This is a genomic window from Micromonospora sp. AMSO12t, from assembly GCF_008806585.1.
GTDB classification, from domain to species: domain Bacteria; phylum Actinomycetota; class Actinomycetes; order Mycobacteriales; family Micromonosporaceae; genus Micromonospora; species Micromonospora reichwaldensis.
In genome coordinates this window covers 1-26,140 of the sequence record NZ_WAAS01000055.1, presented here as the reverse complement: position 1 = coordinate 26,140, position 26,140 = coordinate 1, and the positions used below count along the sequence as shown (strand labels likewise).

The following is a 26,140-nucleotide window of genomic DNA, read 5'->3' as shown; positions in this document are numbered from 1 at the left end:
GCGTCACGCAGCCGCCACCGAGGCGGACGAGTGACGAACCGCATGCACAGCGTGTATCGCCGTCACGATCATCGCGGCATACCGGGAGCCCTGGTCGGAGGTGAGGGTGGATGCATGGCCCGGGGCGGGTGCTGGCTCCGGAACTGCGTCGATCCCCGAACGACACAGCTCCGCTCCCGCCCACCTCGGCGCCATTCCAACCGTTAGCAGGGGCCCTTCCTCTACCGAATCCGTCAACAAGGGCACCTTCCTTACACCCCCGAGGAGTTGAGCGTGAGCGTGCAGGAGGTGGTCGGGCAGTGGCTGCGGCTCGTGGTGGCGGACGCGGAGCTGTCGCCGTACCTCATCGGGGTCGACCTGGAGCGGCTCGGCGCGCACCTGGCGGCGGGCCTCGCCGCGGCCGTCGACGGCCAGCCGGCGACCGACCCGTGGCGCGGGTTCGGCCTGTCGGAGGAGCAGCATCGGCGCGTCGTCGACTACCTGGCGGGGGTGCTCTGGGCGCTCGACGAGCCCGACGACCGGATCGCCCGCGCCCGGCGGGCCTTCGCCGGCGAGGTGGGCGCGTGAGCATCGTGGCCGCCTGGGAGACAGCCGTCGAGCGGGGCGCCGACGACTTCTGGTGCACGCTGGAGGACCGCCGCCCCGGCCTGCTGCCCGAGCGGGACGCGCCGCTGCTCTTCGCCGCGCTCGGTCGCCTCACGGTCGGCGGAGACGACCCGGCCGGGCGGGCGGCGCTGCTGGCGGTGCTCGGCCGCGCGTACCGCCAGCATGGCCTGCTGCCGCACGCCGCCACCACCGGCGACGCGCTGCTCGCCGCCGTCGCCCGGCGCGTCCGGCCGTTGTGGACGCCGTCGCTCGCCGAGGCATGGGAGCACGCCGGCCGTCGCGCCGACGAGGCCGTGCGGCGAGCCGCCGCCCGCGCCGACGATGGGCCGGCCTGGTGCCCCGCCGAGGTGATCGGCCACGACCGGCCGTGCGACACGATCGCGATCCTGACCGTACGCCCCTGGCAGCGCCTGCCCTTCCGGCCCGGCCAGGCGGTCCCCGTCTGCACGCCGCGCCGGCCCGGCCGCTGGCGCTGGCTCTCCCCGGCCAACGCCCCGCGCGCCGACGGCACCGTCGAGCTGCATGTCCGCGCCGTCGCCGCCGGGGCCGTCGCCCACAGCCTCGTTCACGACGTACGCCCCGGCGAGCTGCTCCACCTCGGCCCGCCGCGCGACGCCGGCCTGCGCCTGGACCCGTCCGCGCGGCGGGACCTGCTGCTCGTGGCCGGGGGCACCGGGCTGGCGCCGCTGCGCGCCCTGGTCGAGCAGGTCGCCGCCGCGCCCGACGGCCGGCGGGTGACCCTGGTCGTCGGCGCGCGCACCTTCGCGGGCCTGTACGACGCGACCGCCCTCGACAAGCTCCAGCAGGCCCACGACTGGCTGACCGTCGTGCCCGCCTTCAGCCACGACCCCGGCGCCGAGCCCGCCGAGCGGGGCGACGCCCTCACGATCGCCCTCGACCACCGTCGCCCCGAGGACGACGTGTACGTCTGCGGCCCGCCCCCGATGCTCGCCGGCGCGCGGCTGCGGCTGCTCGCCGCCGGGGTGCCCGCCGACTGCATCCACCTGCCGGCGGAGCCGAGGCCCTGACGGCCGAGCTCCTGCGCGACCCTCCGAAGCCGCCGCGTCGGAGTCGCGACGACCACCGGGGGAGCGAGTCGGCTGTCGATGGATCCGAGCGATCCTGATTGGACGATGGCGATGCCGCCGGATCGGCCGGAAGGTTGGTGATCACTAGGATCGGCGCCGTGATGATCAAACGACGGCTTCCAGCGGTCCTCTTCGGACTGTTGGTGGCCTTCCCGACACTGGGCGTGCCTCCCGCCTACGCCGACGAGCACGAGACCGAACCCGTCGAGCCGCCCAAAGTGGAGCTGGTCCTCGACGTCAGCGGCTCGATGCGCGCCAAGGACATCGGCGGGCGTTCCCGTATCGCCGTGGCCCAGGAGGCGTTCAACGACGTCGTGGACGCGCTGCCCGAGACGACGGATCTCGGCATCCGCGTCCTCGGCGCCACCTACGGCGGGGAGAACAAGAAGGTCGGCTGCCAGGACACCCAGCAGCTCGTACCGGTCGGCCCCGTCGACCGGGTGAAGGCCAAGAACGCCATCGCCACCCTGCGCCCGACCGGCTTCACCCCCGTCGGCTTGGCCCTGCGCGAGGCGGCGAAAGACCTCGGCACCGGCGAGACCACGCGACGCATCGTGCTCATCACCGACGGCGAGGACACCTGCGCGCCGCCGGACCCCTGCGAGGTGGCCCGCGAGCTGGCCGCCCAGGGCACCAAACTGGTGGTCGACACGCTCGGCCTCATCCCCGACGAGAAGGTACGCAAGCAGCTCGTCTGCATCGCCTCGGCGACCGGCGGCACCTACACCTCGGCGCAGAGCAAGGAAGACCTGACCCGGCGGATCAAGCAGATCGTGGAACGGGCCAAGGACACGCACACGAAGACGCCGGCGAAGGTGGCCGGCACCGACGTCTGCGCCAAGGCGCCCGTGCTCACCCCCGGTGTCTACACCGACCGGGAGCGCTTCGAGGAGCACCGGTGGTACCGGATCCCGGTCCAGCCGGGGCAGGAGCTGCGGGCCTCGGTGAGCATCGGCCTGGACCGGCCGTTGAACCGGGACTACGGCGTACTGCTGCGGGCCACCGCCACTGACGGGCGGGAACTGGTCCGGGGCAACGACGCCGGCAGCGGTCGTACCGACGTGCTGTCGACCGGCGTGCGCTGGTCGGCGGCGGACGACGAGGACGAGGCAAAGTCGGAGGACGACGACAAGGGTGGCGTCTTCACGGAGTCGACGGAGAAGGCTCCCGAGCCCACTGTCGTCTGCCTGGTGGTCAGCAACTCCTTCTCCGCGAAGGCGGGCGCCGGTCAGGCTCCGGGCATGCCGCTCGAACTGACCATCGACCTGGTCGACGCGTCGCCCGCCCCGAACAGTCCGGGCCTCGGCCGGGGCTGGGTGCTGCTGGGCGTACTGCTCCTCGCGGGCCTGCTCAGTGGGTTGATCGTTGGTTGGCTGACCCGTTGGTGGGTAGCGGTCTGGAGGACCCGATGACGATGCGGAAGGCTCCGGCCCTGACCTCGGCCCGCCGGGCGGCGGCGCTGCTCGCCGCCACCGGCATCGCCGTCGCGCTGCCGGCCGCCGCCAGCGCGGACACGCCCACCCCGTCGCCGGGGGCCGCCACCATCAACAAGGCCGGCACCTCGTTCCTCACCGCCGCCGGGATCAGCCCCGGCCAGCCCGTACGGGTCGGCGCCTCCGTGGGCGACTACCTGTACTGGTCGTTCACGGCTGCGGCGGGGGACACCCATCACGTGGCGGCCACCGTGTCGCTGCCCGCCGCGGCGAGCCGGAAGGGCGACTCCACCTGGACGGTCGAGGTCTTCGACGGGCTGCGCCGCCGGCAGGCGTGTGTGGCGGGGGCGCAGACTCCGGTGGCGTCGAAGAGTGCCGCCACCGTCGAACTCGACTGCGAGCTGCGCCAGGTGCGCTCGTGGGCCGAGCCGTGGTCGGGTGACCCGTTGCCGGGCACCTACTACGTCCGGCTGTCCGGCATCGAGTTGCCGGAGCAGGAACTGGGCCTGCCGGTCGAGGTGAGCCTGCTGGTCGGGGTGGAGTCCGACGGCGACACCAAGCCGGAGGGCGGCGACCTGAAGGAGCCCCTGGTCCCGGCGGTGAACCCGGGCAAGGTGCTCGCCGGCGATCCGACCGCCAGCACTCCGGCCCCGGGGGCGGCCGGCGACGAGGAGGACGGCTGGTTCGACTGGGTGCGGTGGCCGAGCCTGTCGTCCCGCTGGTACTGGACCATCGGCGGCGGCATCCTGGCCGCCGTCGCGGGCGTGGTCGGCTTCGCCCTGACCCGCCCCCGCCAGCGCGTCGGCTGACCGTACGCGCGGTCACAACACAAGGGCACGAACGAGACCGATGACGACGGCAGGGCGGGCTTGACCGAACGGGCCATGCCCGCCCTGCCGTCAGCACGGACGCGTACGCCGACCCTCGCCTCCCGCGCTCAGCAGTGCCGGACCACGCGTCGGCGCCGGCACCGGTAGCCTCCCCCGGATGCCGGACTCCACTCTCGACGGTCTGCTCGATCCCTTCACCGAACCGAAGCCGTTCACACCCGACACCGCGGCCCTTGCGCCCCTCGCGCCGGGGACACACGTCGTGCTCCTCGACGGCGACATCGTCTACGTGGGCGAGACGGGGCGGACCCTGCGGGAACGACTCCGCGCCCACCTGCGGGGCAACCGGGGCTCGTCGGTGCTGCACAAGCAGGTCGGCGAGCTGCTCGACCGGGAACTCGGCCGGCAGGCGACCGCCGCCGAGATCGCCGCGTGGCTCGGCCGGTGCGAGATCAGGTGGCGGGAGACGGGTGACCCGAAGGCGCTCAAGGAGGCCCTGCTCACCGTGGTGATTCCACGGTTCAATCGGCTGCTGCCCGGGCAGCGGGTCACGTCCACGGATCCCGTGAGCCGCTTCGAGCGGCTGGCCGACGGCCCGTACCTCGACTCGGTGGTGGCGGCCAACCGGGCCTACCTCGACGCGGTGGTGCCGGACGCGGCGGCCACCGAGCGGGACCACTGGGCGCTTTCCTGCCTGCCCGGCACCCGGACGGATCCGCCACGGCTGTCGGCGGTCTCCATGAAGACGATGGAGACGTTCGTGCTGCACGAGCCGACCGAGCCGGGTGCCGGTGCCCCGGCCGAGGGCTTCCTGGTCGTACGCAAGTCGGTGCTCGACGGGCACTGGACGCCGGCAGGCTTCCGGGCGGCCCATCCTGCCATCACCAGATGGCCGTCGGACTACGTCGACGCCGGGCCGGACCAGGAGGTCCTCGCCGGCGACGTCGAGGACCTGATCGCGGCGCTCGCGGACGAGCGCGTCGTCCTGGCCGCCCGTGCCCTCACCGAACCGCTGCTTCAGTCGCGGACCCTGCACGCGCGGGGCCACAACCAGCCGTTCGCCGACGCGGTGCTCGGCCGGCACGAGCAGACCGACTGGATCTGCCCGGTGGACGCGGGCGACAGCTCGTCGGGAAAGGACGTCTGGGAGTACTTCCGCAGCGACGCGGTGGTCGACTGGCAGCTCTCCGCCGGCTATCACCAGATCGCCGCCGGAGACCGGATCTGGGCCTACGCCACCGAGCCACCCGCACGCCTCGTCGCGGCGGGAGTCGCCTGGGACGACCCTCGTCAGCGGGCGACAGAGGACGGGCTGGAGTGGCGGGTCGCGGTCCGGTGGGACGCCGAGTTGACCCGGCGCCTCCTCGACAGCGAGGAGGACGTGCCCGTACTGCCGGCGGGTTCGGTGCGTGGCGTGCGGGAGATGAGCGCGACCGAGCTCGACCGCGTCGTCGACGCGCTGGAAGCGAGCGGGGTGCCGGAGCCCGAGGCCCTGCCGGAGGGGCGTCGCCGCCGGCTCGCGGAGGTCACCGCCCGCCAGGGGCAGGCCGACTTCCGGCGCAGGCTCATCGAGGCGTACGGGCGGCGCTGCGCGATCACCGGCTGCGACACCGAGGCTGCGCTCCAGGCCGCCCACATCTCGCCGTACGACGGGCCCGCCACGAACAGGGTCACCAACGGTCTGCTGCTCCGGGCCGACGTGCACAACCTCTTCGACCGTGGCCTGATCTGGGTCGACGAGCAGCTCCGCGTCCGGGTCAAGGCGGAGGCCGCGCACTACGCCGAATGGCACGGCCAGGAACTGCGTCCCCCGGCCCGTACGGCGGACCGCCCGGATCCCGCCGCGCTGCGTGCCCACCGGCGGGAGGTGGCCGGCATGCCGTGACACGTTCCGTCGACTCCGGGGCGGCCGGGTCGACGGATCAGGCTCCCGGCGGCTGGTACGCCACCTGCATTCCGAGCGCCTCGTCCACGTCTTCGGGGGTCAGCAGCGGGCTGACCCGGGTGTCCAGGCCGCCGGCCGCCCGGATGGTGACGGCCAGGGCGACGGCGGTCCGGTGGTCCGGAAGATCGCAGACGATGTAGGTGTCGTACTGGCCGAACCCGAAGTACAGCGACTCCATCCGGCCACCGGAGTTCTCGATCAACGCCCGGATCACCTCGGCACGTGTCGTGCCGCCGTCCTTCATCAACCCGTTGATCCCCTCGACCGTGTAGGTCGACGTGAGTAGGAACTTCGCCATCCGGGCGTCACCTCCGTATCCCGGCCGCGGGTACCCGACGCGACGGCGACTAGTCCTGCCCGCCCCGCCATTGACGAGGGCGTGAGGCAACCAGGGGGGTACGACGCCTCGAGCGCACGCAACCCGGGTGGTAGGCGCATCGCCAACTCCGGCATGACGACCCGTGACCACGCCGGTACATACGCTGCCGGCTGTACTCGTCATGCGAGCGAAGGGATCCTCGATGAACGTCCGTCACCTGCTTGCCGCCACCAGCGCCTACACCATGAGCGCCGGGCGCCTCGGGGCCATCGTCGCTGCCCTGCTGGGGCTGGCCGGCGTGATCATCGGCGGGCTGGCTCTGGCCCGCCCCGCCGGTCGGTTCGGCACCGGCTCCGGCCGGCTCGGGGCCACCGTGGCCCTGGCCGCAGGGCTGATCGGCGTCGCCCTCGGCGGGCTGGTCGTGGCCACCTCCGACAGCGGTATCGGCACCGGAAACGGGCGGGGCGGGGCCTACGTGGCCCTGGTGCTGGGGCTGGTCGCCGTGGTCCTCGGTGGGCTGGCCCTGATGCGTTCCCGGCGCACCGCCTGATCGTGGACCGGCCAGGGGTGCCGGGTCGGTGCGGCGCCGCGGAGGTCGCCGTCAGGAGCGGGCGAGCCAGCCGGGAACGGTCAGGCCGGACTCGTACGCGAGGATCACCAACTGGGCCCGGTCCCGGACCCGGGTCTTGGTCATGATCCGGCTGACGTGCGTCTTCGCGGTGGCCGGGCTCAGCACCAGCCGCGCCGCGATCTCGTCGTTGGACAGGCCGGCGGCGACCAGCACCAGCACCTCACGCTCCCGCTCCGTCAGCGCGCTCAGCCGCGGCCCCGGATCCGGGTGCGTGGCCCGGGCGGCGAACTCGGAGATCAGCCGGCGGGTGATCGACGGCGCGATGAGCGCGTCACCACGCGCCACCACCCGCACCCCGTGGATGAGCTCCGCGGGCTCGGTGTCCTTGACCAGGAAACCGCTCGCGCCGGCCCGCAGCGCGCCGTAGACGTACTCGTCCAGGTCGAACGTGGTCAGGATGATCACGCGGACGTCAGAGCTCGTGGCGATCTCCCGGGTGGCGGCCAGGCCGTCCAGGCCGGGCATCCGGATGTCCATGAGGACGACGTCCGGCCGCAGCTGCCGGGCGAGCCGTACCGCCTCGGCACCGTCGGCGGCCTCGCCGACCACCTCGATGCCGTCCTCACCGCCCAGGATGGACCCGAACCCGGCGCGCACCAGGGTCTGGTCGTCGGCGAGCAGCACCCGGATCACGCCACGTCCCCCGGACCCGGTCGGGGCGCGGGCGGGCCCGCCGGCACCGGAACGGGCGGTATCGGCAGGCGGGCGCGTACCCGGAAGCCGCCGTCCACGCCCGGGCCCGTGGTCAGCGAGCCGCCCAGTGCCCGGGCCCGCTCGCCCATGCCCAGGATCCCGTTGCCGGGTTGGCCCGCCGTGCCGGCGCCGTCGTCCTCGACCTCCAGCAGCACGTCGTCGCGGTCCGGTCGGACGCGGATCACCACGGCGGTCGCACCGGCGTGCCGGGTCACGTTGGTGAGCGCCTCCTGGACGATCCGGTACGCCGCCAGGTCGACCTCCGGCGGCAGCGCGCGGGTCTCGGCCAGCTCGGTGCGGATCTCCAACCCGGACCGCCCGGCCGTCGTGACCAGCTCGTACAGGCGGTCGAGGCCGGGTGTGGGACCGCTCGGCGCCGCATCCTCCCGCCGCAGGATGCCGAGCGTCGTGCGCAACTCCCGCAGCGTCTCCTTGCTCGTCTGTTTGATCGCGGCGAGCGCCTGCGCGGACCGGTCGGGATCCGGGCGGTGCAGCGCGGCGCTGGCCTGCACGTTGATCAGTGAGAGATGGTGACCGAGCACGTCGTGCAGCTCACGGGCGATGCGCAGCCGCTCCTCGGTGGCCCGTCGCCGGGCCTCCTCCTCCTTGCCCTGCTCCGCGGCCAGCACCCGGGCCTGCGCCTCGGCGAGGTAGGCCCGGCGGTTGCGGGTCACGCCCACGATGACCGCGACGAGCCAACCGGCGTGCAGCAGCGTCGCCCCGTTCACACTCTCGGCCGTCCGGTTGTAGCTGTCCGCGACGGCGAAGGCGACCACCGAGGCGAGACCGAGCCCGACGGCGACCCCGAGATGCCCCTCGTCGACGACGGTGTAGAGCGCCACGACGAACACCAGCATGATCGGCCCGGGCCGGTGCAGCAGCGCGCCGTACACGCCGACGGCAGCCAGCGCCAGCACGCCCACCGCCACCGGATGGCGGCGGCGGAGGTAGAGCGCGCCGGAGGACGCCAGCACCGCCAACAGCGCTACCCGTTCGGCGCCGGTGTCGATGCCGGACGCCTGCACCACCAGGCCGACGACGGCCACGATGCCGACCACCGGCACCAGGGCCGCCTTCGCCGCCAGGCCGTGCCATCGCGACGTCCACATGCGTCGAAGCCTAGTGCCGGACGCCGTACGGCTCACTTGCGCCAGGCGGGGGCCATCCGCTCGGACATCTCGTGCCAGAACGTGCGCAGGTCCCTGCGGTTGACCGCCTGCCAGTCGGCCCGCGCGCCCGGCCGGAACCAGTGCCCGACGAGGTCGATCTGGTGGGCGCAGAAGACCTCCTCCATCTGGTACGGCAGCTCGTCGCCCTTCGGCGGCAGCGGGCACAGCCGGAACGGGCAGTCGTCGACGCAGGTGGAGCCGGGCTGGACGTCGTGGGCCTGGCGGCGGCTGAGGGTGACCCGCATGGCGGTGCGGTCGATGGTGAGGCACGGCGGCAGTTCGGGCCGGCTGGCCCGGGTGAGCCGGCGGGCCCGTTCGGTGCTGTCCCGGCCCCGGTCGGCGAGGTTGAGCAGCAGCATCACGTCGGCCAGCAGCCGTTGCGCCCGTGGTTCCAGGACGGCCCAGCCGTGCGAGGCGGGCAGCCAGGAGTCCTGGAGCCGGCGGATGCCGGGCTGTGGGCTGACCGTCCCCACCCGACCGACTATCTCCCGCTCGTCGATCCAGCAGCGTCGTTCGGGGTGCCGGTCGACGAGCGACTCGACGCACAGGTCCGCGACCTTGCGTACGAGCGGGTGGTCGGTGCCGCTGTGGCGGTGCGGGGCGCGGTCGCCGCCGCCGGCGATCGAGGTCCAGAAGTCGACCAGTCCGCGCGGGTCCGATCCGTGGCCCCGCTCGCGCAGCGTCTCGCCGGGATCGCGGGGCAGTGCCAGCAGGGTCAGCGCCTGGATGAGCACCAGGTGCGAGTACCAGAACCGGGAGTACCGCAGCGCCTTCTCGGCCTCCTCGATCAGCAGGCTGCGGTGCGCCGGGTAGACCCGGCAGTTCGCCGCGAGGCGGAACCCCTGGGCGAGCGTGAGCTCGTGGACGCGGGCCCCCTCGGTGGCGTTGGTGGCCAGCCGGTGCACCCAGCGTTGCAGGGCCCGGTGGGCCTCGTGCCGCCAGTTGGGATCGCCGGGTTCGTGCTCGTCGTCCGCGTAGAGGAACAGCGCCGGCGTCATCCAGGTCCGTATCTCGTCGAGGCGCTCCCGGCCCGGTGACTCGTCCGCTCGCGGCGGGTCGGAGAGCCGGCCGCGCAGCGCGCGGACAGCCGCGTTGCCGCCGGCGGCGATCTCCCGGGCCGCGGCCAGCCGGGGAAGATAGGAACCCTCGTCGGCCATCATCAGGAACAGTTGGTCGTACTGCGGGGCGGGTCGCCGCGACCGGAGCCCGGTGGGATCGGGGGGCCGCTCCGCGAGCTGCCGGGCGGCGTCGCCGTACCGGTGCACGAGGGCGATCTTGGCGTCTTCGAGCGGGCGGTCAGTGACGGACCCGTCGCCCTGGTAGTGACACCAGGCGCGGTGGATGGTGTCGGCCAGCCGTCGGTGCGAGGTGTGCCCGGTGGCGGCGTCCATCTCCAGCGCGGCCGCGAACATCTCCAGCGCCCGGGTGCGGTTCGGGGTGCGCGCCGCCTCGGTGCAGAGCCGCCGCACGAGGTCGATCGACGTCTTCCGGGTGGCGGTCGCGTCCCGGCTCTCCGCCGGCAGGCCCACCCTGCGCCGTACGGCGTCGCCGAGGCGGGGCAGGTTCCCGGGCCGGACGGTCCGCTGGCGTCGCCCGTCCAGTTGCGCGAACGCGCCCGCACTGCGGGTGTGCAGGGTGAGGGCGGCCAGCAGCTCCCGCCCCGGGCCGTGGTGGTGGGCGAAGGCGCGGTCGAGGAAGCCGGGGTCGCGCATGGCGGCGGTGAGGAAGCGCGCGCCGAGGTACGCCTGGATCACCCCGTGCTGGAAACGCACCCCCTCCTGCCGCTTCACCACGATGTTCAGCGCGTCCCCGGTGGTCTCGGCCAGCCCGACGTCCTGGGCGTTGCCGGCGTCGAGCTTGCGCAGCCGGTTGCGCAGCTCGGTCAGGATCCACCGCCGGCCGGCGTCGGTGGCGCCGTCGCCGCCGGTGAGTTCCGTCGTCCGCACCGACAGCCGGTTGTCGCGCAGTCCGATGCAGGCGAGGGCGGAGAGCACCTCGATCGCGTCGGACCGTTCGACCTGCGGCAGGCCGTAGTCCTCGTACAGGTCGCCGGCGACGGTGGCGGCGCACCACTCCTCCAGCAGGCACCAGCGCAGCGCCACCCGGCCCGGGCCCACCGGCTCGACGCGGTCCAGCCGGTCGACCTCGTGGAGCTGCCCGATGACCCGCAGGTAGAACGGCGAGTCCGCGACGTCGGCGGCCTTGACCAGTTCGGTGATGCGCTCCCACCGGTGGCCCGTCTCGGAGCGGCGGCTGCGGGCCTGCACGTATTCGAGGGCGGGGCCCTGGGCGAGCGGCTCCAGTTGCAGCAGCAGCGCGTCCAGCCCGCGCAGCGGGTCGTCGGGCCGCGAGGTGACCACCAGGGGAAGCCGCTCGCGGACGGCGGCCCGGACGGCGTCCCGCAGCACGCTGTCCCGGTCGGCGGGCTGGGCGGCGTCGGCGAGGCTCTCCTCCAGCCCGTCGGCGAGCACCACGAGGCGGTTCTCCAGCCAGAGCCTCCGCCAGATCCGGTCGGCCTCGCCCGAGGCGCGCAGCCGGGTGTCGATGGTGCGTCCGAACTGTTCGACGGCGAGCTCGCGGAAGTTCAGCTTCTCCGGGTCGGTGACCGACCGCAGGTCGACCCCGACCGGTACGACGTCGGCGGCCATCAGCATCTCCGCGAGGCGTGCCAGGGTGGCCGTCTTGCCGGTGCCGATGCCGCCCACCAGCAGCAGTGGGCGCCGGGTCGCCCGGTCGCGCAGTCGCTGGATCAGCAGCTCGCACAGCTCGTCGCGGCCGACGACGTCAGCCGGGTCGAGGCCCCGTTCGACGCTGGGCAGCACCATCCGGCTGTTGCGCCGCACGTTGCGCCGGTACCAGCGGCGGACCGGGACGTAGCGCCAGTAGTAGAAGAACGCGACGCCAAGCGCCGCGGCCATCAGGGGCTTGACGAAGCCCTGCACCTGCCCGCAGTAGTACGCCCTCGGCTGGTCTCCCTCGCACCACCGGGTCACCCGCAGGAAGTGCGGCTCGGTGCCGAGGACCGTCAGGACCAGGGAGAGCAGGGTCCAGCCCAGCAACGTCCAGGCGACGGCGACGATGCTCCACCGCAGCCAGCGGCGGTAGCGCCACCTGACCCGGTTGCTGGCCCGCTCGTCGGTCCGCCGGCGGCTGTCCCGCTCCGTACGGCGTTCGCGTCGGGTGCGCCACCGGCGCCGGCGCTGGCGTAGCCACAGTTGGGCCGCCCAGACCGGACCACGTTTCGGCCCGCGCACGGACACCCCCATGGTCGACATGGCCGGTTACCGGACGGAGGCGTCCCCGCCCTCACGTTCACGCTAGAGGGGTTCGCGCTGGTAGGGGCCCGGTTTCGGCGTTCCGTCGCGGCCCGCCTCGCCCGCCCCGCACCTCCAGCTCCGACACCCCGGCAGTCGAGGGGCTGGCCGTCCCGCGTGGCCTGGCCGGGGCACGGCGTCACCGCTCGACGGTGGGGCAGGCGTAGTGTCCCGGTGATCGGTGGGAGGGGGAATCGATGCGCTCCGGGCTGGAGGTGCCGCCGGCGGTCGAGGCGGAGCGGGTCATCGCCGCCGTGCTGGCCGACCTGCGCTCCGGCGACCATCGCGGCGTGGTGGTCGACTCGCCGCCGGGGGCCGGCAAGTCGACCCTGGTGGTGCGCGCCGCCGTCGAGCTGGCCGCCGCCGGCGAACCGCTGATCATCATCGCGCAGACCAACGAGCAGGTCGACGACCTCATCGACCGCCTGGCGCGCAAGGCGCCCGAGCTGCGCATCGGGCGGCTCTCCGCCGCCGACTACCGGCCGTCCGAGCGGGTCAGGGGCCACGAGACGGTCCGGGTCGCCGCGAAGGTCGCCGACCTCGGCGGTCCGGCCGTCATCATCGGTACGGCCGCCAAGTGGGCCACGGTCGCCGAGGGCTCCTGGCCGTGGGCGATCGTCGACGAGGCGTACCAGATGCGTTCGGACGCCCTGCTGCGCGTGGCCGGGCGGTTCGAGCGGGCGCTGTTCGTCGGCGATCCCGGTCAGCTCGACCCGTTCTCGACGGTGGAGACGGGCCGGTGGACGGGCCTGACCTGGGATCCGATGCAGTCGGCGGTGGCCGTGCTGCTGCGGCACAACCCGGAGCTGCCGGTGCACCGGCTGCCGGTGTCGTGGCGGCTGCCCGCCTCGGCGGCCCCGGTGGTGGCGGCGGCGTTCTACCCGTTCACCGGGTTCCGCGCCGGCACCGGCCCGGCCGACCGGGCGTTGCGCCTCGGCGAGCCCGGGGCGGGCGACGCCCTGGACCGGACGGTGGACCTGGCGGCGGCCACCGGCTGGGCGCTGCACGAGCTGCCGGCGCGGCAGACCCTGCGTACCGATGCGGAGGCCGCCTCGGCCTGCGCGGCCCTGGCGCTGCGGGTGCTTGAGCGGGGAGCGGTCGCCGTCTCCGAGCACGCGCCGGCGGGCGCGCCGGTCACCGCCGACCGGATCGCCGTCGGGGCTGCCCACCGCGACCAGGCCGCCGCCATCCGCGCGCACCTGGGGCCGGCGGGGGCCGGCATCACCGTCGACACCGCCAACCGGCTCCAGGGCCGGGAGTACGACGTGACGATCGTGCTGCACCCGCTGTCGGGGCGGCGCGACGCCACCGCGTTCCACCTGGAGTCGGGGCGGCTCTGCGTGTTGACGTCGCGGCACCGCCAGGCGTGCATCGTGGTGGCGCGCGCCGGGATCGGGGAGCTGCTGGACGCCCACCCGTCGACGGAGACCGTGCACCTCGACGTGCCGGTCAAGTTCCCGGACGGCTGGGAGGCGAACCAGACGATCCTCGCCCTGCTAGCCGGCACGACGGTGGCCGGCTGACCCGGCCCCCGCCGCCGGCCGGTTCCGCCCGCCGAACGGAACCGTCCGCCCCCTCTCGCCGGATGGTGATGGCTGCCCTAACATCCATCAACATCAAATCCGGCTCCGGAGGGAACTTCCCCTATGACGGGTCTACTCGCCCGCGTCCTCACCTCGGCCCGCCTGGCACTCGCCGGCGTCGGCGCCGTGCTGCTCGCCATGGTGGGCGCCATCGCTGTCGTGGCCGCACCGGCCCAGGCCGCGGGCCCACGGCCGAACTTCCAGATGCCGTTCCCCTGCGGCGAGACCTGGCGGATGGCCACCTACTACGGGCATGACGACTACGACATCGACATGACCTTCACCGGCGGGGCCAGCAACGGCCGGCCGATCCTCGCCTCGTACGCCGGCACCGTCACGTTCGCCGGCTGGACCAGCGGCGGCGGCTGGTACGTGGTGATCGACCACGGCGGCGGCTGGCGGACCAGCTACGCGCACATGATCGAGTCGCCGCCGGTGCGCGCCGGGCAGTGGGTGTCGACCGGCCAGCAGATCGGCCGGGTCGGCAGCACCGGGAACTCGACCGGCCCGCACCTGCACTACGAGCAGACGCGCGACGGCGTCAAGTCCGAGGCGTACTTCAACGGCGTGCCCTCCGGCATCACCTCCGACGGCAGCCCGAACACCGGGCCGCTCTACGTCTCCGGCCCCGTCTCGTCGGCCCGGAACATGACCAGCCGGAACTGCGGGCAGGTCAGCTCCAACCGCCAGGTGTACGAGTCCGGCAGCCACAGCGGCTGGCAGATGCTGCCGGTCAACAGCATCACCGGCTCGACCACCGCGTCGATGGTCATGGGCACGAACAAGCTGCTCTACACGGTCAACGACGGCCGGGTGTACGAGGCGGCCAGCGACACGGGCTGGCGAAACCTGTGGACCGGCATCTCGGGCGTCAGCAACAACGCGCTCGCCGTGATCCACGTCGACGGCGTCAAGTACATCTACACCGTGATCGGGGGCATGGTCCACGAGGCGGCGAGCAACAACGGCTGGCGCAACCTGAACACCGGCATCTCGGGGGTCAGCTCGAACGCGTTGGCCGCGATCAGTCACAACGGCGTGAAGATCGTCTACACGGTGGCCGGGGGCATGGTCCACGAGGCGTCCAGCGACATGGGGTGGCGCAACCTGAACTCCGGCATTTCCGGGGTCAGCCCGAACGCGTTGGCCGCGATCAGTCACAACGGTGTGAAGATCGTCTACACGGTGGCTGGCGGTACGGTCCACGAGGCGGCCAGCAACAGCGGGTGGCGCAACCTGAACTCCGGCATCTCCGGGGTCAGCCCCGACGCGCTGGCGGCGATGGACGTCAACGGCGTCAAGCACGTCTACACCGTGGCCGGGGGCATGATCCACGAGGCGGCGAGCAACACCGGCTGGCGCAACCTCAACTCCGGCGTCCGCGGCACCACCGTCTCGGCGACGAGCCTCAACGGGGTGAAGATCCTCTACACCGCCTGACGGCGACCGGACCGTGTCGGGGGCACCGCCCGCCGACCGCCCGCCCGCCGGTGATCAGAGAAGCCGGCGGGCGTGGCGGCCCGGGCGAGGGCGATCAGTCGATTACCCGACGTAGTCAGCTTGGGGATAATGCCTGGTCACGTGACTACATAGCGTGAGCGCGTCAATCGCAGCGCCTCGTCACGGTCGCCCCCCGACATCTGCGGGAGGTCACCGCCGAGGCGACAGACAGGAGAGTCCCCATGTCAGCTCAGGCAGCCGCCCGCCGGCTCCGACCCCACGCGTTCACCCTCATCCTCGGCGTCGCCGTGGCGGCCGGGGTGGTCGTCCCCGCCGCTCCCGCCTCGGCCGCCGTCCCCGGCCTCGTGCGCATCGCCGCGACGAGCGCCAGCGACTCGACCGACTTCCGCAGCGTCACGGCGACCTGCCCGGTGGGCAAGGTGCTCACCGGGACGGGCTACGAACTCAACGGGGCGACCGGCGAGGCGGTGGTCGACGACCTGCGCCCCAACGGCGGCCCGGCCACCGCGCCGACCGCCGTCACCGTCGGGGCGTACGAGGCGGAGGCGTTCGCGGGCAACTGGTCCCTCACCGCGTACGCCATCTGCGCCAACCCCGTCGCCGGTCTGGTGCGGGTCTTGGCGACGACCGCCAGCGACTCGAACGACTTCCGCAGCGTCACGGCCGCCTGCCCGGCGGGCAAGGTGCTGATCGGGACGGGCTACGAGCTCAACGGCGTCATGGGCGAGGGCGTCGTCGACGACTTCCGCCCCAACGGCGGCCCGGCCGCCGCGCCGACGTCGGTCTTCGTGGGCGCGTACGAGGCCGATGCCTTCGCCGGCAACTGGTCCGCGACGGCGTACGCGATCTGCGCCAACCCCCTCGCCGGCCTGGCCCGCATCGCCGCGGTGAGCCCCAGTGACTCGAACGACTTCCACAGCGTCGCCGCGGCCTGCCCGATCGGGAAGGTGCTGACCGGAGCCGGCTACGCGCTCGACGGCATCATGGGCGAGGGCGTCGTCGACGACTTCCGCCCCAACGGCGGCCCGGCCGCCGCGCCGGCCACCGTCACCTCCGGCGCGTACGAGGAGGACGTGTTCACCGGCAACTGGACCAACACCGCGTACGCCATCTGCGCGACGGCGTAGTCACCGGTGCCGGCCGGTGGTGCCGCCCCGACCCGGGGGTGGTGTCACCGGCCGGCGTACGTCAGGCGAACGTGTCACCGAACTCGCGTACCCCGTCGACGTCGAGGGTGATCCGGCTGTTGTCGGTCCACTGGCCGGTGGCGGCGCGCCAGCTCCGGTCGTCGCGCTCGTCGATGTCGGTCCACCCGGGCCGGTGGTGGCGCAGCTGGATCGGCCCGGACGACGCGCCCGGGGCGAGGACGCCCCCGGTGAAGGTCAGCTCCACCCAGCCGGGGACCGGCGTGCCCGGCAGCGGGTACCGGGTCGGCGTCGGGGTGGGCGTCGGCGTCGGCGGGCCGCCGGGCGGCAGGGGCGGCGGGAAGAACGTCATGCTGCGGCGGATCCGGTCGCAGCCCAGCGCCGCCCAGTCGCAGTTCAGCACCAGCGAGGTGTCGCCGCCCTCGAAGGTCAGGTGGTAGCGCACCCGCACGGCGGTGAGGTCGAGCGGCCCGGTGCCGGTGTTGGTGACCTTCAGGACGTGCTGGATCTGGTTGTCCGTCGGAGACCAGTCGAGGTTGAGGTAGCTGACCTTGGCCCGCCCGTACGCCGTGCGGACACCGGTGACGGGGGAGGGGTCGGAGTAGCCGCCGAGGGTGTAGGCGCTGACGACGAGTTGGTACTCGCTGCCCGGCGCCAGGTTGGTCAGCGTCAGGGTGGTGGCGGTGGTGCTGCCGAGGCTCCGGTAGACGTACGGGCCCAGCCGCGCCCGCACCTCGTACGTGATCGGTTCCTCGCCGGCCGGCTCGCCCACCCAGGTCGAGGGCGTCCAGGAGAGGGTGAGGCGGTGGGGCTCGTCGACCACGACGACGGGGCTGCCGGGTGTGGTGAGCGCCGGGGCGTCGTCCGCCCGCGCGGCGCCGACGGCGAACGGGCTCAGCAGCGCGGCGAGGACGGCGGCGAGGGTGACGCGACGGGCACGCATGGTGACGATGTTACGAGTGCTGATGGATGCTTATCAATCGTTAGGTGGCCGTCCGGTCGGTGGGGGCGCAGTGCACAGTGCGCGGGAATGCGCCGCCGTCGATCACCGGTTTTCATGTCGGTTCACCGATAGAGCGACGTCTCCTTTGATCTACGTCTGTGGATAGCGTGTCGTGGCAAAGGCCGTCCATGAAAGGCGGGCCATGAACGAATCCCATTCCCCACTTTCCCGGCGCCGGATCCTGCTCGGCGCCGCCGCGGCCTCGGCGGCCACCGTCGCCGGAGCCAGCGCCGCACACGCCGCGCCACCCGCCGGGGGAGCGCCCCCGGCAGGACCGGCCCGGCGTCCCGTCGCCCGGGACCGGATCGCCACTGCCCGGCTCGCCGGCGGACCGGCCCGCTTCCAGGCGGACTTCCACGAACGCCTCGACGCCTGGCTGGCCTTCTGGTCGGCCAACTCGCCCCGGATCTGGAGCACCCCGACGGAGGTCGAGGGCCAGGCCGGCGGCGACGGCGACGCGTTCACGCTGCACGCCATCCGGGTCATCCGTGACGACGAGACGCGGGACGCCTTCGCCGCCGGGCGCTCGGACGCCGCACACCTGGCCACCCTCGCCAGCCTGCACCACCACTTCCCGTCGGTACGCGTCGAGGCGGGTGGTGCGCTGCGGGTGGCCGACGGCCCCGCCGGCTGGACCGGCTCGGCCGGACAGGTCGCGTTCGCGACCACCGCCTGCCGGGAGCTGTGGGGGCTGCGCGCCGCCGACGCGACCGACTGGCGCGAGCACCTGAGCCGGGCCGGGCACGGGGGCGACCCCACCTCCCGCTCCGGCTGGGCGGCATTCACCAGGGCGAGTCTGCGGCGCGGGCTGCGGACCGATTCGTACTGACCATCGGAGGTAGGACATGGCACGCAGCGAGTTCCGTTTCGTCGTCGACGGCGTCGACCTGACCGTCGAACAGCAGAGCCTGATCGCGAGCGAGATCCAGAAGGCGGGCCTCAACGCCCTCACCACCGCCGGCAAGAGGCTGACCAACCCGCTCGCCGTCGGGCACGCCAACATCAAGCTCCGCCCCGAGTGGTACGGCCTGTGGGTCATCGACGGCCCGTTCGCCGAGGAACTGGGCCAGAAGATCAACGACATCGGCTTCTGGATGCAGCGGTGACGGACACCGCCCACCGGCCGGACCCGCCGGAGCGGATGTGCCCGAGCACCCCCGCGGCCAACGCCACGGTGTTCCTCGGCATGATCACTCCGGCGGGGCGGGTCGCCTACGTGACGCCCCCGCTCCCCGCCGAGGTCGCCCTCGCCCAGGCCGGCACGGACACCCCGGTCGAGTCCCGGTACCGGTTGGCCGGCCCGTGCGTCACGTCGAAGTGCGGCTTCTGGACCGGCGCGCACTGCGGCCTCGGCGAACGGGTGGCGGCGTCCTTCCAGGAGGTCGCCGGTCCGGCGGAGGACGACCTGCCGCGCTGCGCGATCCGCCGGACCTGCCGGTGGTACGCGGAGCAGGGCCGGGCCGCCTGCGCCGCCTGCTCCCACGTGGTCACCGACGCCCGCTGAGCACCCGACCGCCCGCCTGCTCGTGGGCGACCGCCCGCTGGGCGGACCCGCGCACACAGGCCGGGCGGCGGCGTCGCCCCGCGTAAAGGGCTCGCGATGTCCCACCGTTCCGCTACGGTCTGGGCGTCATGGATCCGCGGTACGACGGGGACGTCATCGGGCGGGAGCATCCCGCGGGTCTGCTGCGCGCCGAGATCGACCGGGTGACCACCAGCCACGGCGGTCTGGTCCTCGTCGCCGGGGAGCCCGGCATCGGCAAGACGACGCTGGTCACGGCGGCGGCCGGCGAGGCCCGCCGACGAGGCGCGCTGGTGCTCGGCGCGGCCTGCTGGGATTCCGACAGCGCCCCCGGCTACTGGCCCTGGGTGCAGGTGTTGCGCGGCCTGCGCCGCTCGACCGACGACTGGGCGTTGGCCCGGGAGTCGGCCGAGCCGGCCCTGGCGGCGCTGCTCGGCGAGGCGGCCGGCGGCACCGCCGGGGAGTCGGCGGACGGCGAGGCGGCCGGCCGTCGGAGCGGTGACGACCGCGTCGACCAGGAGGAGTTCGCGCTGCACGACGCGGTGACCACCGCGCTGGTTGCGGTGTCCCAGCGCCGGCCGGTCGTGGTCGTGCTCGACGACCTGCACTGGGCCGATCCCGCCTCGATGCGGCTGCTGCGCTTCGCCGCCCAGCACACCTGGTTCGAGCGGCTGCTGCTGATCGGCACCTACCGCGACGCCGAGGTCGAGTCACCCGAGCACCCGCTGCGCGGGCTGCTGATGCCGCTGGTGGCGAAGGCGACCACGCTCACCCTCACCGGCCTGTCCCGCGACGAGGTGGCCGCGCTGATGACCCGGACGGCCGGCCGGGCACCCGACGCCGACCTCCTCGACGAGGTGCACCGGCGCACCGGCGGCAACCCGTTCTTCGTGGAGCAGACCGCCCGGATCTGGCGTGCCGACGGCCGGATCGGCACGATTCCCCCGGGCGTACGGGAGGCGGTGCGAGGGCGTCTCGCCCAGTTGCCGGCGGCGGTCGTCGAAGCGCTCACCGCCGCCGCCGTGCTGGGCCGGGAGTTCCACCGTCCGGTCCTCGCCGCCTGCACGGGCACACCGGCGGCGCAGGCCGACCGGCTGCTCGACCGGGCGGTGACCGCCCGGCTCGTGGTGTCCCGTGGCGGCGGCCGGTTCGCATTCGTCCACGACCTCGTGCGGGAGACCCTCTACGACGCGCTGCCCGACGACGACCGGCGCTCCCGGCACGCGGCGGTCGTCCGGGCCGTCGACGGCGCGCCGGCGCTCGCCGAGCGGCTGATCCCCGCCGACCTGGCCCGGCACGCCCACCTCGCCGGCGCCCACCTCGACCCGTCCCGCGCCGCCGAGCTGCTGGTCGCCGCGGCCCGCGCCGCGGTCGGCCGGCTGGCCATCGACGAGTCGGTGGTCCACTTCCGCCGGGCGCTCGACGTCGCCGACGACCCGGCCCGACGCGTGAAGATCATGATCGAGCTGGGAGAGCTGCTGCACCACTCGGGCGCGGGCGACGAGGCCCGGCGGCTGCTCGCCGAGGCCACCACGCTGGCCGTGGCGGCCGACGATCCGGTGGTGCTGGCCCGGGTCGCCCTCGTCGTCCACCGCCGCCACACTGACGGCCCCGGGCGGCTCGCCGATCCGGAGGACGTGCTGCGGGAGGCGTACCGGCGGTTGATCGGCGGGTCCGCGGGCGCCGTGCCGGTCGGCACGATGGTCACCGACCTGATCGCCGCCACGGAGTCCCTGGCCCGGCGGGGGCACGACGACGAGGCGCTCACCTTCAGCCTGTGGGCACGCCACGACACCACCTGGGGGCTGGGCTCGGCCCGCGACCGGGCCGCGATCACCGCCGAGATCCGGGACGTGGCGCGCCGCGGTGGCGACCAGGAGACGACACGCTGGGCGACCGCGCTGCGCTGGGTCGCCCTGCTGGAGCTGGGCGACCCCCGCTACCAGGACGAACTCGCCACCTTCGTCGCCGGTGCCCGCCAGGGCGACGCCCGGCACCGGGCGGCCGCCACGATGGACGACGCCATCATCGCGGCCTTCCGTGGCGACTTCGCCCGGTCCGACGAACTGGTCGGCGAGCTGACCGCCCTCACCGAGTGGGACCACTCCGACTTCGCCTTCATGGGCCACCACCTGCGCTGGTCGCGCCTGCACCTGCAGGGCCGGGCCGACGAGGTCGACGCCCTGCTCGACGAGCTGTCCTCGACCGGCTACCCCCATCCGGAACTCGTCCGGGGCATCACCGCGGCCGAGCGCGGCGACGTCGAGACGGCCCAACGGGTGGTCGCCGGCATCGAGTCCGCCGGCACGACGTACCCGGGATCGGTGTCGCCCCTGTGGCTGCGGCTGCGCGCCGGGGTCGCCGCCGTCAGTCGCGACCCCCGGCGCTGCGCCGAGGCCCGCGACGCGCTGCGACCGCACCGCGGGCAGTGGATGTCGGCGTTGTTCGGCTGCGACCTCAGCGGCCCCGTCGACCACTGGCTGGCCCTCGTCGACGCCGCGCAGGAACGCTGGGACGACGCGGTGACCGGCTTCTCCGCCGCGCGCGACTCCGCCGACCGGCTGGGCGCCCGCCCGTGGTCGGTCCTGGCCCGCGCCGCGCTGGCCGACGCGCTGACCGGGCGGGACCGCCCTGGCGACGCGGCGTCCGCCGCCGCGCTGCGCGCCACCACCGCCCGCGACGCCGACGACCTCGGCATGCACTCGACGGCCCGCCGCCTGGCCGGCGCGCCGTCCACAGGGGCCGAGGCGTCGCCCGCCGGCCGGCCGGGGGTCGTCGCCGCGGTCGTCGGTCCGCGCCCGGCGTCGACCGTCGCTCCGGCCGCCGGCCCAGCTCCGGCGCGGGCCGTCATGGCCGGGCCGCCCGGCGCGCCGACGGTGGGGACCGGGGCGCCCGCCACGCCGGCGGTCGCCGCCGGGCCGCACCCGTCCGCCGCGGGACGGCAGGCCGGCCAGGCGTACGGGTTCCGCCGCGACGGGCCCGTCTGGCAGCTTGCCTACGCCGGCGTGGTGGTGCACCTGCCCGACGCGAAGGGGCTACGCGACCTGCACGTGCTGCTCAGCCGGCCGGGCGTCGACGTCCCGGCGGTCGAGTTGCTCGACCCGGCCGCCGGGCCGGAACTCGTCGCGGCCCGCCGGATGGGCGGCGACCCGGTCCTCGACGACGAGGCCAAGGCCCGCTACCGGCGGCACCTGGAACGGCTCGACGACGAGATCGACCGGGCCGCCGAACGCGGCGACGAGCGGAGGTTGGCCGACCTCGACGCCGAGCGCGGCGCTCTGCTCGCCGAGCTGCGCGCCGCCGCCGGGCTGGCCGGCCGCAGCCGACGCCTGGGCGACGAGGCCGAGCGGGCCCGCAAGACGGTCACCGCCCGCATCCGGGACGCGCTGCGCAAGCTCGACCAGCGCCACCCGGGCCTCGCCGCCCACCTGCGCGACACCGTCTCCACGGGTAGCACCTGCCGCTACCTCCCGCCCGAGCCGCTGCCCTGGCGCCTCTAGCCCCCGGGCACCGGTCGCGCGTCGTCGGCGAGGGCCGGTAAACCCCGCAGCCCTCCGCGGTGTCTTGCTGACTGAGAGACCCAGGAGGGTAGATGCGAGATCCGCATGGCACGGAGTTCGACGACTTCGTCCGTACGAGGTCGGTGGCGCTGTTGCGGGTGGCCTACCTGCTGGTCGGCGATCGGCACGCGGCCGAGGACCTGCTCCAGGAGGTGCTGGAGCAGATGTACGTGCGTTGGCGCCGGGTGCGGGAGTCACCGGAGGCGTACGCCCGGCGGGCCCTGGTGAACCGGTCGATCAACCGGTGGCGGTGGCGGTCCCGGCGGCCGGAGCAGGCGTTGGGCGACAACGACGGGGTCGCCCGGGACCACGCCGACGACATCGCGCTGCGCCAGGCGGTCGTCGCGGCGCTGCGTACCCTGCCGCCCCGGCAGCGCGCCGCCGTGGTGCTCCGCTACCTGGAGGACCTGTCGGTCGCCGAGGTCGCCGGGGCGCTGCGCTGCTCCGAGGGCACCGTGAAGAGCCACGCCTCCCGGGGCCTCGCCCACCTTCGGGTGGCGCTGGCCGGATCAAGTCTCGTCCTGTCCGTCCCGACCGATACCAGGAGTGCGCGATGACCATCGAAGAGAGCGAGGTGCGGGGCGTCCTGCGCCGGGTGACCGACGACCTCGTCGGCCCGCCGACCCTGCTCGACGACGTGCGACGGGGTGGGCGTCGCCGGTTGCGGCGACGTCGCGCCGTCCTGGCCGCCGTGTGCGCGGTCGTGGTGGCGGTGCCCGTCGGCGGTGCGCTCCACCTCGCGGACGGCGGGGCCGCGGCGGAGGTCGCCTCGCCGCTGTTCGACAAACCCACCCGCGGCGATCTGGCCGGCGACGGCGCGTACCTGCGGCAGGTTCGTGAGGCGTGGCGGCAGCAGGCGAGGCAACTCGGAGGCGACTTCAGGGGCGATCCGCACGTGGTCTGGGCGGGAGACACGCCGGCCGGGCCCGCCGCCTACGTCGCGCAGCGGACCGTCGACAACCCGGTCGTGTCCTGGCCGGACAGCGCCCGCGAGATCGGCCTGGCCGCGTTCGTCGAGCCCACCGCCGCAGGGCCGCGGGTCATGACGCCCGAGAACCTCGTCGACGCCAGTACCCATGGCAGCTGGCAGGCAGCGCTGCTCGGATCGCGACGCGACGTGCTGGTCGTGCTCGACACCGGACACGCGGTCGAGTTCTCGCCGACGTTCCGGTACGCGGCCGACGGCCGGATCGAGCGCACCTTCCAGCGGGTGGCGTTCCGGGACGGGGCCGCAGTGCTGTTGGTGCCGCCGCAGCGCGACAGGGTGACCGTCGCCCTGGCCAGGAAGCCGGTCAGTGCGACGACCGCCGTCCACATCGCCAACGCGAACGAAATCCTCCTTCCCGACCGGCAGGCCAGTCCGCAGCGGTCGGTCACCTACACGCTGCCCGGCGCGGAACGGGTGTGGGGCGACAGCCCCGCCGCGCAGGTCGGCAGGAACGTCTACGAGACGGAAGCGCTCGCCGCCTACGTCGATCCCGGCGGCACGCACCGGGAAGGGGAAGCTCCCCACTTGGTCGTCTACGGGGCGACCCCCGACGGCCGGCAGCTGCTGCTCGAGAGCCACCAGTACTACGGCGATCCCACCCGCGCGATCGCCCTGCTCGCCCACGCCGGCGCGCCCTTCCAGCCGGTGGCCAGCGGATTCATCGACTGGAACGCGCCGCTGCCGGTGCGGCTACGGCTGCCCGACGGGCAGGGTGTCCTCGTCGCCGCCGAGGGCGCGGCGCTGAGCTACCGGGTCGGCGCGGGGGAGTGGCACGACGCCGGGCGCGGCGCGGCGCTGCTACCCGCCGACGCCACCGAGGTACGCGTCACCGCCGCCGGCGGCACGGTGACCACCGTCCGGGTCGACTCCTAGCCGGCCACCGGACGACGACGGGCACCACCACCTGCGTGGCGGTGCCCGTCGTCGGCAGGATCAGCGGCGGTTGTAGCGGTACATGGTCAGCGTGCCGAAGACCACCAGGAAGCCGGCGGTCCACAGCAGCGTCCACATGATCGCCGACGCGTCCGAGGTTCCCGACATGACGGCGCGTACCGAGGCCACCAGCTGCGTGATCGGGTTGACCTTGACGAACGCCTGGAGCCAGCCGGGCATCGTCGCGGGCTCGACGAACACGTTGCTGAGGAACGTCAGCGGGAACAGCACCATCATGCTCGCGCCCATCACGGACTTCTCGCTGCGCAGGACGAGCCCGAAGAACGTCCAGACCCAGGAGAACGCGAACGAGAAGACCACCAGCAGACCGATCCCGGCCAGCACGCCGGGCAGCCCGCCGTCGGGCCGGAACCCCAGCACCAGCCCGACACCGAGGATGACCACGGCCGCCAGCACGTACCGCAGCACGTCGCCGAAGATCATGCCGACCAGCGGGGCGGGCCGCCAGACCGACAGCGTCCGGAACCGGTCGAAGACGCCCTTCTCGATGTCGGTGTTCAGCCCGACGCCGGTGTACATGGTGATCATCACGACGCTCGTCACCATGATTCCGGGCAGGAAGAACTGGAGGTAGTCGCGCGGGCTGTCGGCGAGGGCGCCGCCGAACAGGTACGTGAACATCAGCACCATGATGATCGGGAACGCCGTCACGTCGAAGAGCTGCTCCGGCACGTGCTTGATCTTCAGCAGCGCGCGCCAGCCGAACGCGAGCGACGCCGACAGCGCGCCGGGCCTGGGCGGTCGCGCGCCGGGCGCGAGGACGGTGGCGAGCGCCTCCGTCGAGGGTACGTAGACGGACGGGGCCCGCCCGGTCGTGGTGGCGTTGGTCATCGGGCTGCCTCCAGCTCATCGTCCCGCTCGTCGGCCGCGACGGCGGGGTGGTCGGTCAGGGCCAGGAAGACCTCGTCCAGGCTCGGCTGACCGAGGGAGAAGTCGTCGACGACGATGCCGGCGCGGGCCAGGTCCCCGAGCGCGCGGGCCGCCTGCTCGCTGGCGTCGAGGTCGCTGCCGTCGCCGCCGACCCGCGCGGTCAGCGCGACCGGGTCGGGTGCGAGCTGCACCGGAACGCCGAGGGCCGCCTGGAGCAGCTTCTCCGCCTCCGACCGCCGCCCGGGGTCGCGCAGCCGCAGGTGGACGGTGCCGGAGCCGACCGAGGACTTCAGCTCGCCCGGGGTGCCCTCCGCGATCACCCGGCCGTGGTCCACCACCGCGATGCGGCCGGCGAGCTGGTCGGCCTCGTCCAGGTACTGCGTGGTGAGCAGCACCGTCGTGCCGTGCGCCACGACGGCCCGGACGATCTCCCACACCTGGTTGCGGCTGCGCGGGTCCAGCCCCGTCGTCGGCTCGTCGAGGAACAGCAGGTCGGGGGTGTTGAGGATGCTCGCCGCGATGTCGATGCGCCGCCGCATGCCGCCCGAGTACTTCTTGACCTGCCGGTCGGCCGCGTCGGTCAGGCCGAACGCGGCGAGCATGCCCTCCGCCCGTTCCCGGGCGGCCGGCTTGCGGTGCCCGAGCAGGCGGGCGAGGAGCATCAGGTTCTCCAGCCCCGTCAGGTCCTCGTCCACGGAGGCGTACTGGCCGGTCAGGCTCATCCGGGCGCGCACGGTGTTGGCCTCGGTGACGACGTCGTGCCCGAAGACGCGGGCCCGTCCGCCGTCGGGGCGCAGCAGCGTCGCCAGCACCCGTACCGCCGTGGTCTTGCCGGCGCCGTTCGGGCCGAGCAGCCCGTAGACGGTGCCGGCGGGGACCTGTAGATCCATGCCGGCGAGCGCCCGGGTGTCCCCGAACGACCGGGTCAGGCCCTCGGCCTCGATGGCCAGGCCGGTGGTGCGTGTCATGCTCCCTACCTTCCTCAGGTGTCACACGTTCAGGAGACGTACGGGCGCGCGGCGCGAC

The 26,140-nt window shown here is 73.9% G+C and carries 22 protein-coding genes; 15 read left to right on the top strand and 7 right to left on the bottom strand.

Features of this window, described 5'->3' with window-relative positions:
* Positions 1–273: 273 nt before the first annotated feature.
* The 5 genes from F6X68_RS11455 (at position 274) to F6X68_RS11435 (ending at position 5,842) form a co-directional block, all read left to right on the top strand.
* The gene (locus tag F6X68_RS11455) at positions 274–567 is read left to right on the top strand and encodes a hypothetical protein (protein WP_151454253.1); all 294 of its coding nucleotides are present in this window, start codon (positions 274–276) and stop codon (positions 565–567) included.
* Positions 564–1,634: an FAD-binding oxidoreductase gene (locus F6X68_RS11450; RefSeq protein WP_151454252.1), complete on the top strand. Its 1,071-nt coding sequence runs from the start codon at positions 564–566 to the stop codon at positions 1,632–1,634. Before F6X68_RS11455 ends, F6X68_RS11450 begins: the two co-directional genes overlap by 4 nt.
* Before the next feature lie 161 nt (positions 1,635–1,795).
* Complete coding sequence (locus tag F6X68_RS11445; RefSeq protein ID WP_151454251.1) at positions 1,796–3,106, top strand: VWA domain-containing protein; 1,311 nt, start codon at positions 1,796–1,798, stop codon at positions 3,104–3,106.
* The gene (locus tag F6X68_RS11440; RefSeq protein ID WP_225852147.1) at positions 3,103–3,936 is read left to right on the top strand and encodes a peptidase; all 834 of its coding nucleotides are present in this window, start codon (positions 3,103–3,105) and stop codon (positions 3,934–3,936) included. Before F6X68_RS11445 ends, F6X68_RS11440 begins: the two co-directional genes overlap by 4 nt.
* A 178-nt stretch (positions 3,937–4,114) precedes the next feature.
* Complete coding sequence (locus tag F6X68_RS11435; RefSeq protein WP_151454250.1) at positions 4,115–5,842, top strand: HNH endonuclease; 1,728 nt, start codon at positions 4,115–4,117, stop codon at positions 5,840–5,842.
* A 37-nt stretch (positions 5,843–5,879) separates the two neighbouring features.
* Here the strand turns inward: F6X68_RS11435 and F6X68_RS11430 are convergent, their stop codons facing one another.
* Positions 5,880–6,200: a GYD domain-containing protein gene (locus tag F6X68_RS11430; RefSeq protein ID WP_151454249.1), complete on the bottom strand. Its 321-nt coding sequence runs from the start codon at positions 6,198–6,200 to the stop codon at positions 5,880–5,882.
* A 223-nt stretch (positions 6,201–6,423) separates the two neighbouring features.
* On the opposite strand from F6X68_RS11430, the gene F6X68_RS11425 reads away from it, so the two are divergent.
* A complete protein-coding gene (locus tag F6X68_RS11425; protein WP_151454248.1) occupies positions 6,424–6,771 on the top strand; it encodes a DUF6223 family protein in 348 nt (115 codons plus the stop codon).
* A 51-nt stretch (positions 6,772–6,822) separates the two neighbouring features.
* Here the strand turns inward: F6X68_RS11425 and F6X68_RS11420 are convergent, their stop codons facing one another.
* From F6X68_RS11420 to F6X68_RS11410, 3 genes are read right to left on the bottom strand one after another with little or no spacing between them, the layout of a single operon-like run.
* The gene (locus F6X68_RS11420; protein ID WP_151454247.1) at positions 6,823–7,485 is read right to left on the bottom strand and encodes a response regulator transcription factor; all 663 of its coding nucleotides are present in this window, start codon (positions 7,483–7,485) and stop codon (positions 6,823–6,825) included.
* On the bottom strand, positions 7,482–8,654 hold the full coding sequence (locus F6X68_RS11415) for a sensor histidine kinase (protein WP_151454246.1): 1,173 nt from the start codon (positions 8,652–8,654) through the stop codon (positions 7,482–7,484). Before F6X68_RS11415 ends, F6X68_RS11420 begins: the two co-directional genes overlap by 4 nt.
* A 32-nt stretch (positions 8,655–8,686) precedes the next feature.
* Positions 8,687–11,989, bottom strand: coding sequence for an NACHT domain-containing protein (locus F6X68_RS11410; protein WP_151454245.1), 3,303 nt, complete (start codon positions 11,987–11,989; stop codon positions 8,687–8,689).
* Between the two features lie 236 nt (positions 11,990–12,225).
* Here F6X68_RS11410 and F6X68_RS11405 point away from each other — a divergent pair, with 236 nt between their 5' ends.
* The 3 genes from F6X68_RS11405 (at position 12,226) to F6X68_RS11395 (ending at position 16,199) form a co-directional block, all read left to right on the top strand.
* A complete protein-coding gene (locus tag F6X68_RS11405) occupies positions 12,226–13,551 on the top strand; it encodes an AAA family ATPase (protein ID WP_151454244.1) in 1,326 nt (441 codons plus the stop codon).
* Positions 13,552–13,674: 123 nt separating this feature from the next.
* On the top strand, positions 13,675–15,051 hold the full coding sequence (locus tag F6X68_RS11400; RefSeq protein ID WP_225852146.1) for a M23 family metallopeptidase: 1,377 nt from the start codon (positions 13,675–13,677) through the stop codon (positions 15,049–15,051).
* A gap of 242 nt (positions 15,052–15,293) precedes the next feature.
* Entirely contained in the window at positions 15,294–16,199 is a 906-nt protein-coding gene (locus tag F6X68_RS11395; protein WP_151454243.1) for a hypothetical protein, read from the top strand.
* 61 nt (positions 16,200–16,260) lie between these two features.
* On the opposite strand, the gene F6X68_RS11390 is transcribed toward F6X68_RS11395, so the two are convergent.
* Positions 16,261–17,160: a cellulose binding domain-containing protein gene (locus F6X68_RS11390; protein WP_151454242.1), complete on the bottom strand. Its 900-nt coding sequence runs from the start codon at positions 17,158–17,160 to the stop codon at positions 16,261–16,263.
* A gap of 202 nt (positions 17,161–17,362) precedes the next feature.
* Between F6X68_RS11390 and F6X68_RS11385 the strand changes: the two genes are divergently transcribed.
* The 6 genes from F6X68_RS11385 (at position 17,363) to F6X68_RS11360 (ending at position 24,163) form a co-directional block, all read left to right on the top strand.
* Positions 17,363–18,049: a hypothetical protein gene (locus F6X68_RS11385; protein WP_151454241.1), complete on the top strand. Its 687-nt coding sequence runs from the start codon at positions 17,363–17,365 to the stop codon at positions 18,047–18,049.
* A gap of 16 nt (positions 18,050–18,065) precedes the next feature.
* Complete coding sequence (locus F6X68_RS11380) at positions 18,066–18,326, top strand: hypothetical protein (RefSeq protein WP_151454240.1); 261 nt, start codon at positions 18,066–18,068, stop codon at positions 18,324–18,326.
* Entirely contained in the window at positions 18,323–18,724 is a 402-nt protein-coding gene (locus tag F6X68_RS11375; RefSeq protein WP_225852145.1) for a hypothetical protein, read from the top strand. The genes F6X68_RS11380 and F6X68_RS11375 overlap by 4 nt, the downstream gene beginning before the upstream one ends.
* Before the next feature lie 128 nt (positions 18,725–18,852).
* Positions 18,853–22,242, top strand: coding sequence for an AAA family ATPase (locus tag F6X68_RS11370; RefSeq protein ID WP_151454239.1), 3,390 nt, complete (start codon positions 18,853–18,855; stop codon positions 22,240–22,242).
* Between the two features lie 92 nt (positions 22,243–22,334).
* Positions 22,335–22,859, top strand: a complete 525-nt coding sequence (locus F6X68_RS11365; RefSeq protein ID WP_151454238.1) for a SigE family RNA polymerase sigma factor — start codon at positions 22,335–22,337, stop codon at positions 22,857–22,859.
* The gene (locus F6X68_RS11360) at positions 22,856–24,163 is read left to right on the top strand and encodes a hypothetical protein (RefSeq protein WP_151454237.1); all 1,308 of its coding nucleotides are present in this window, start codon (positions 22,856–22,858) and stop codon (positions 24,161–24,163) included. The genes F6X68_RS11365 and F6X68_RS11360 overlap by 4 nt, the downstream gene beginning before the upstream one ends.
* Positions 24,164–24,223: 60 nt before the next feature.
* On the opposite strand, the gene F6X68_RS11355 is transcribed toward F6X68_RS11360, so the two are convergent.
* Positions 24,224–25,075: an ABC transporter permease gene (locus F6X68_RS11355; protein ID WP_151454236.1), complete on the bottom strand. Its 852-nt coding sequence runs from the start codon at positions 25,073–25,075 to the stop codon at positions 24,224–24,226.
* On the bottom strand, positions 25,072–26,082 hold the full coding sequence (locus F6X68_RS11350) for an ATP-binding cassette domain-containing protein (protein WP_151454235.1): 1,011 nt from the start codon (positions 26,080–26,082) through the stop codon (positions 25,072–25,074). The genes F6X68_RS11355 and F6X68_RS11350 overlap by 4 nt, the downstream gene beginning before the upstream one ends.
* Between the last annotated feature and the right edge of the window lie 58 nt (positions 26,083–26,140).

Excerpts from the sequence above, each read along its gene's own strand:
- F6X68_RS11445 (WP_151454251.1), top strand. The coding sequence starts at position 1,796 with ATGATCAAACGACGGCTTCCAGCGGTCCTCTTCGGACTGTTGGTGGCC.
- F6X68_RS11440 (WP_225852147.1), top strand. The coding sequence starts at position 3,103 with ATGACGATGCGGAAGGCTCCGGCCCTGACCTCGGCCCGCCGGGCGGCG.
- F6X68_RS11435 (WP_151454250.1), top strand. The coding sequence starts at position 4,115 with ATGCCGGACTCCACTCTCGACGGTCTGCTCGATCCCTTCACCGAACCG.
- F6X68_RS11430 (WP_151454249.1), bottom strand. The coding sequence starts at position 6,200 with ATGGCGAAGTTCCTACTCACGTCGACCTACACGGTCGAGGGGATCAAC.
- F6X68_RS11425 (WP_151454248.1), top strand. The coding sequence starts at position 6,424 with ATGAACGTCCGTCACCTGCTTGCCGCCACCAGCGCCTACACCATGAGC.
- F6X68_RS11415 (WP_151454246.1), bottom strand. The coding sequence starts at position 8,654 with ATGTGGACGTCGCGATGGCACGGCCTGGCGGCGAAGGCGGCCCTGGTG.
- F6X68_RS11410 (WP_151454245.1), bottom strand. The coding sequence starts at position 11,989 with ATGTCGACCATGGGGGTGTCCGTGCGCGGGCCGAAACGTGGTCCGGTC.
- F6X68_RS11405 (WP_151454244.1), top strand. The coding sequence starts at position 12,226 with ATGCGCTCCGGGCTGGAGGTGCCGCCGGCGGTCGAGGCGGAGCGGGTC.
- F6X68_RS11400 (WP_225852146.1), top strand. The coding sequence starts at position 13,675 with ATGACGGGTCTACTCGCCCGCGTCCTCACCTCGGCCCGCCTGGCACTC.
- F6X68_RS11395 (WP_151454243.1), top strand. The coding sequence starts at position 15,294 with ATGTCAGCTCAGGCAGCCGCCCGCCGGCTCCGACCCCACGCGTTCACC.
- F6X68_RS11390 (WP_151454242.1), bottom strand. The coding sequence starts at position 17,160 with ATGCGTGCCCGTCGCGTCACCCTCGCCGCCGTCCTCGCCGCGCTGCTG.
- F6X68_RS11385 (WP_151454241.1), top strand. The coding sequence starts at position 17,363 with ATGAACGAATCCCATTCCCCACTTTCCCGGCGCCGGATCCTGCTCGGC.
- F6X68_RS11380 (WP_151454240.1), top strand. The coding sequence starts at position 18,066 with ATGGCACGCAGCGAGTTCCGTTTCGTCGTCGACGGCGTCGACCTGACC.
- F6X68_RS11370 (WP_151454239.1), top strand. The coding sequence starts at position 18,853 with ATGGATCCGCGGTACGACGGGGACGTCATCGGGCGGGAGCATCCCGCG.
- F6X68_RS11365 (WP_151454238.1), top strand. The coding sequence starts at position 22,335 with ATGCGAGATCCGCATGGCACGGAGTTCGACGACTTCGTCCGTACGAGG.
- F6X68_RS11360 (WP_151454237.1), top strand. The coding sequence starts at position 22,856 with ATGACCATCGAAGAGAGCGAGGTGCGGGGCGTCCTGCGCCGGGTGACC.
- F6X68_RS11355 (WP_151454236.1), bottom strand. The coding sequence starts at position 25,075 with ATGACCAACGCCACCACGACCGGGCGGGCCCCGTCCGTCTACGTACCC.
- F6X68_RS11350 (WP_151454235.1), bottom strand. The coding sequence starts at position 26,082 with ATGACACGCACCACCGGCCTGGCCATCGAGGCCGAGGGCCTGACCCGG.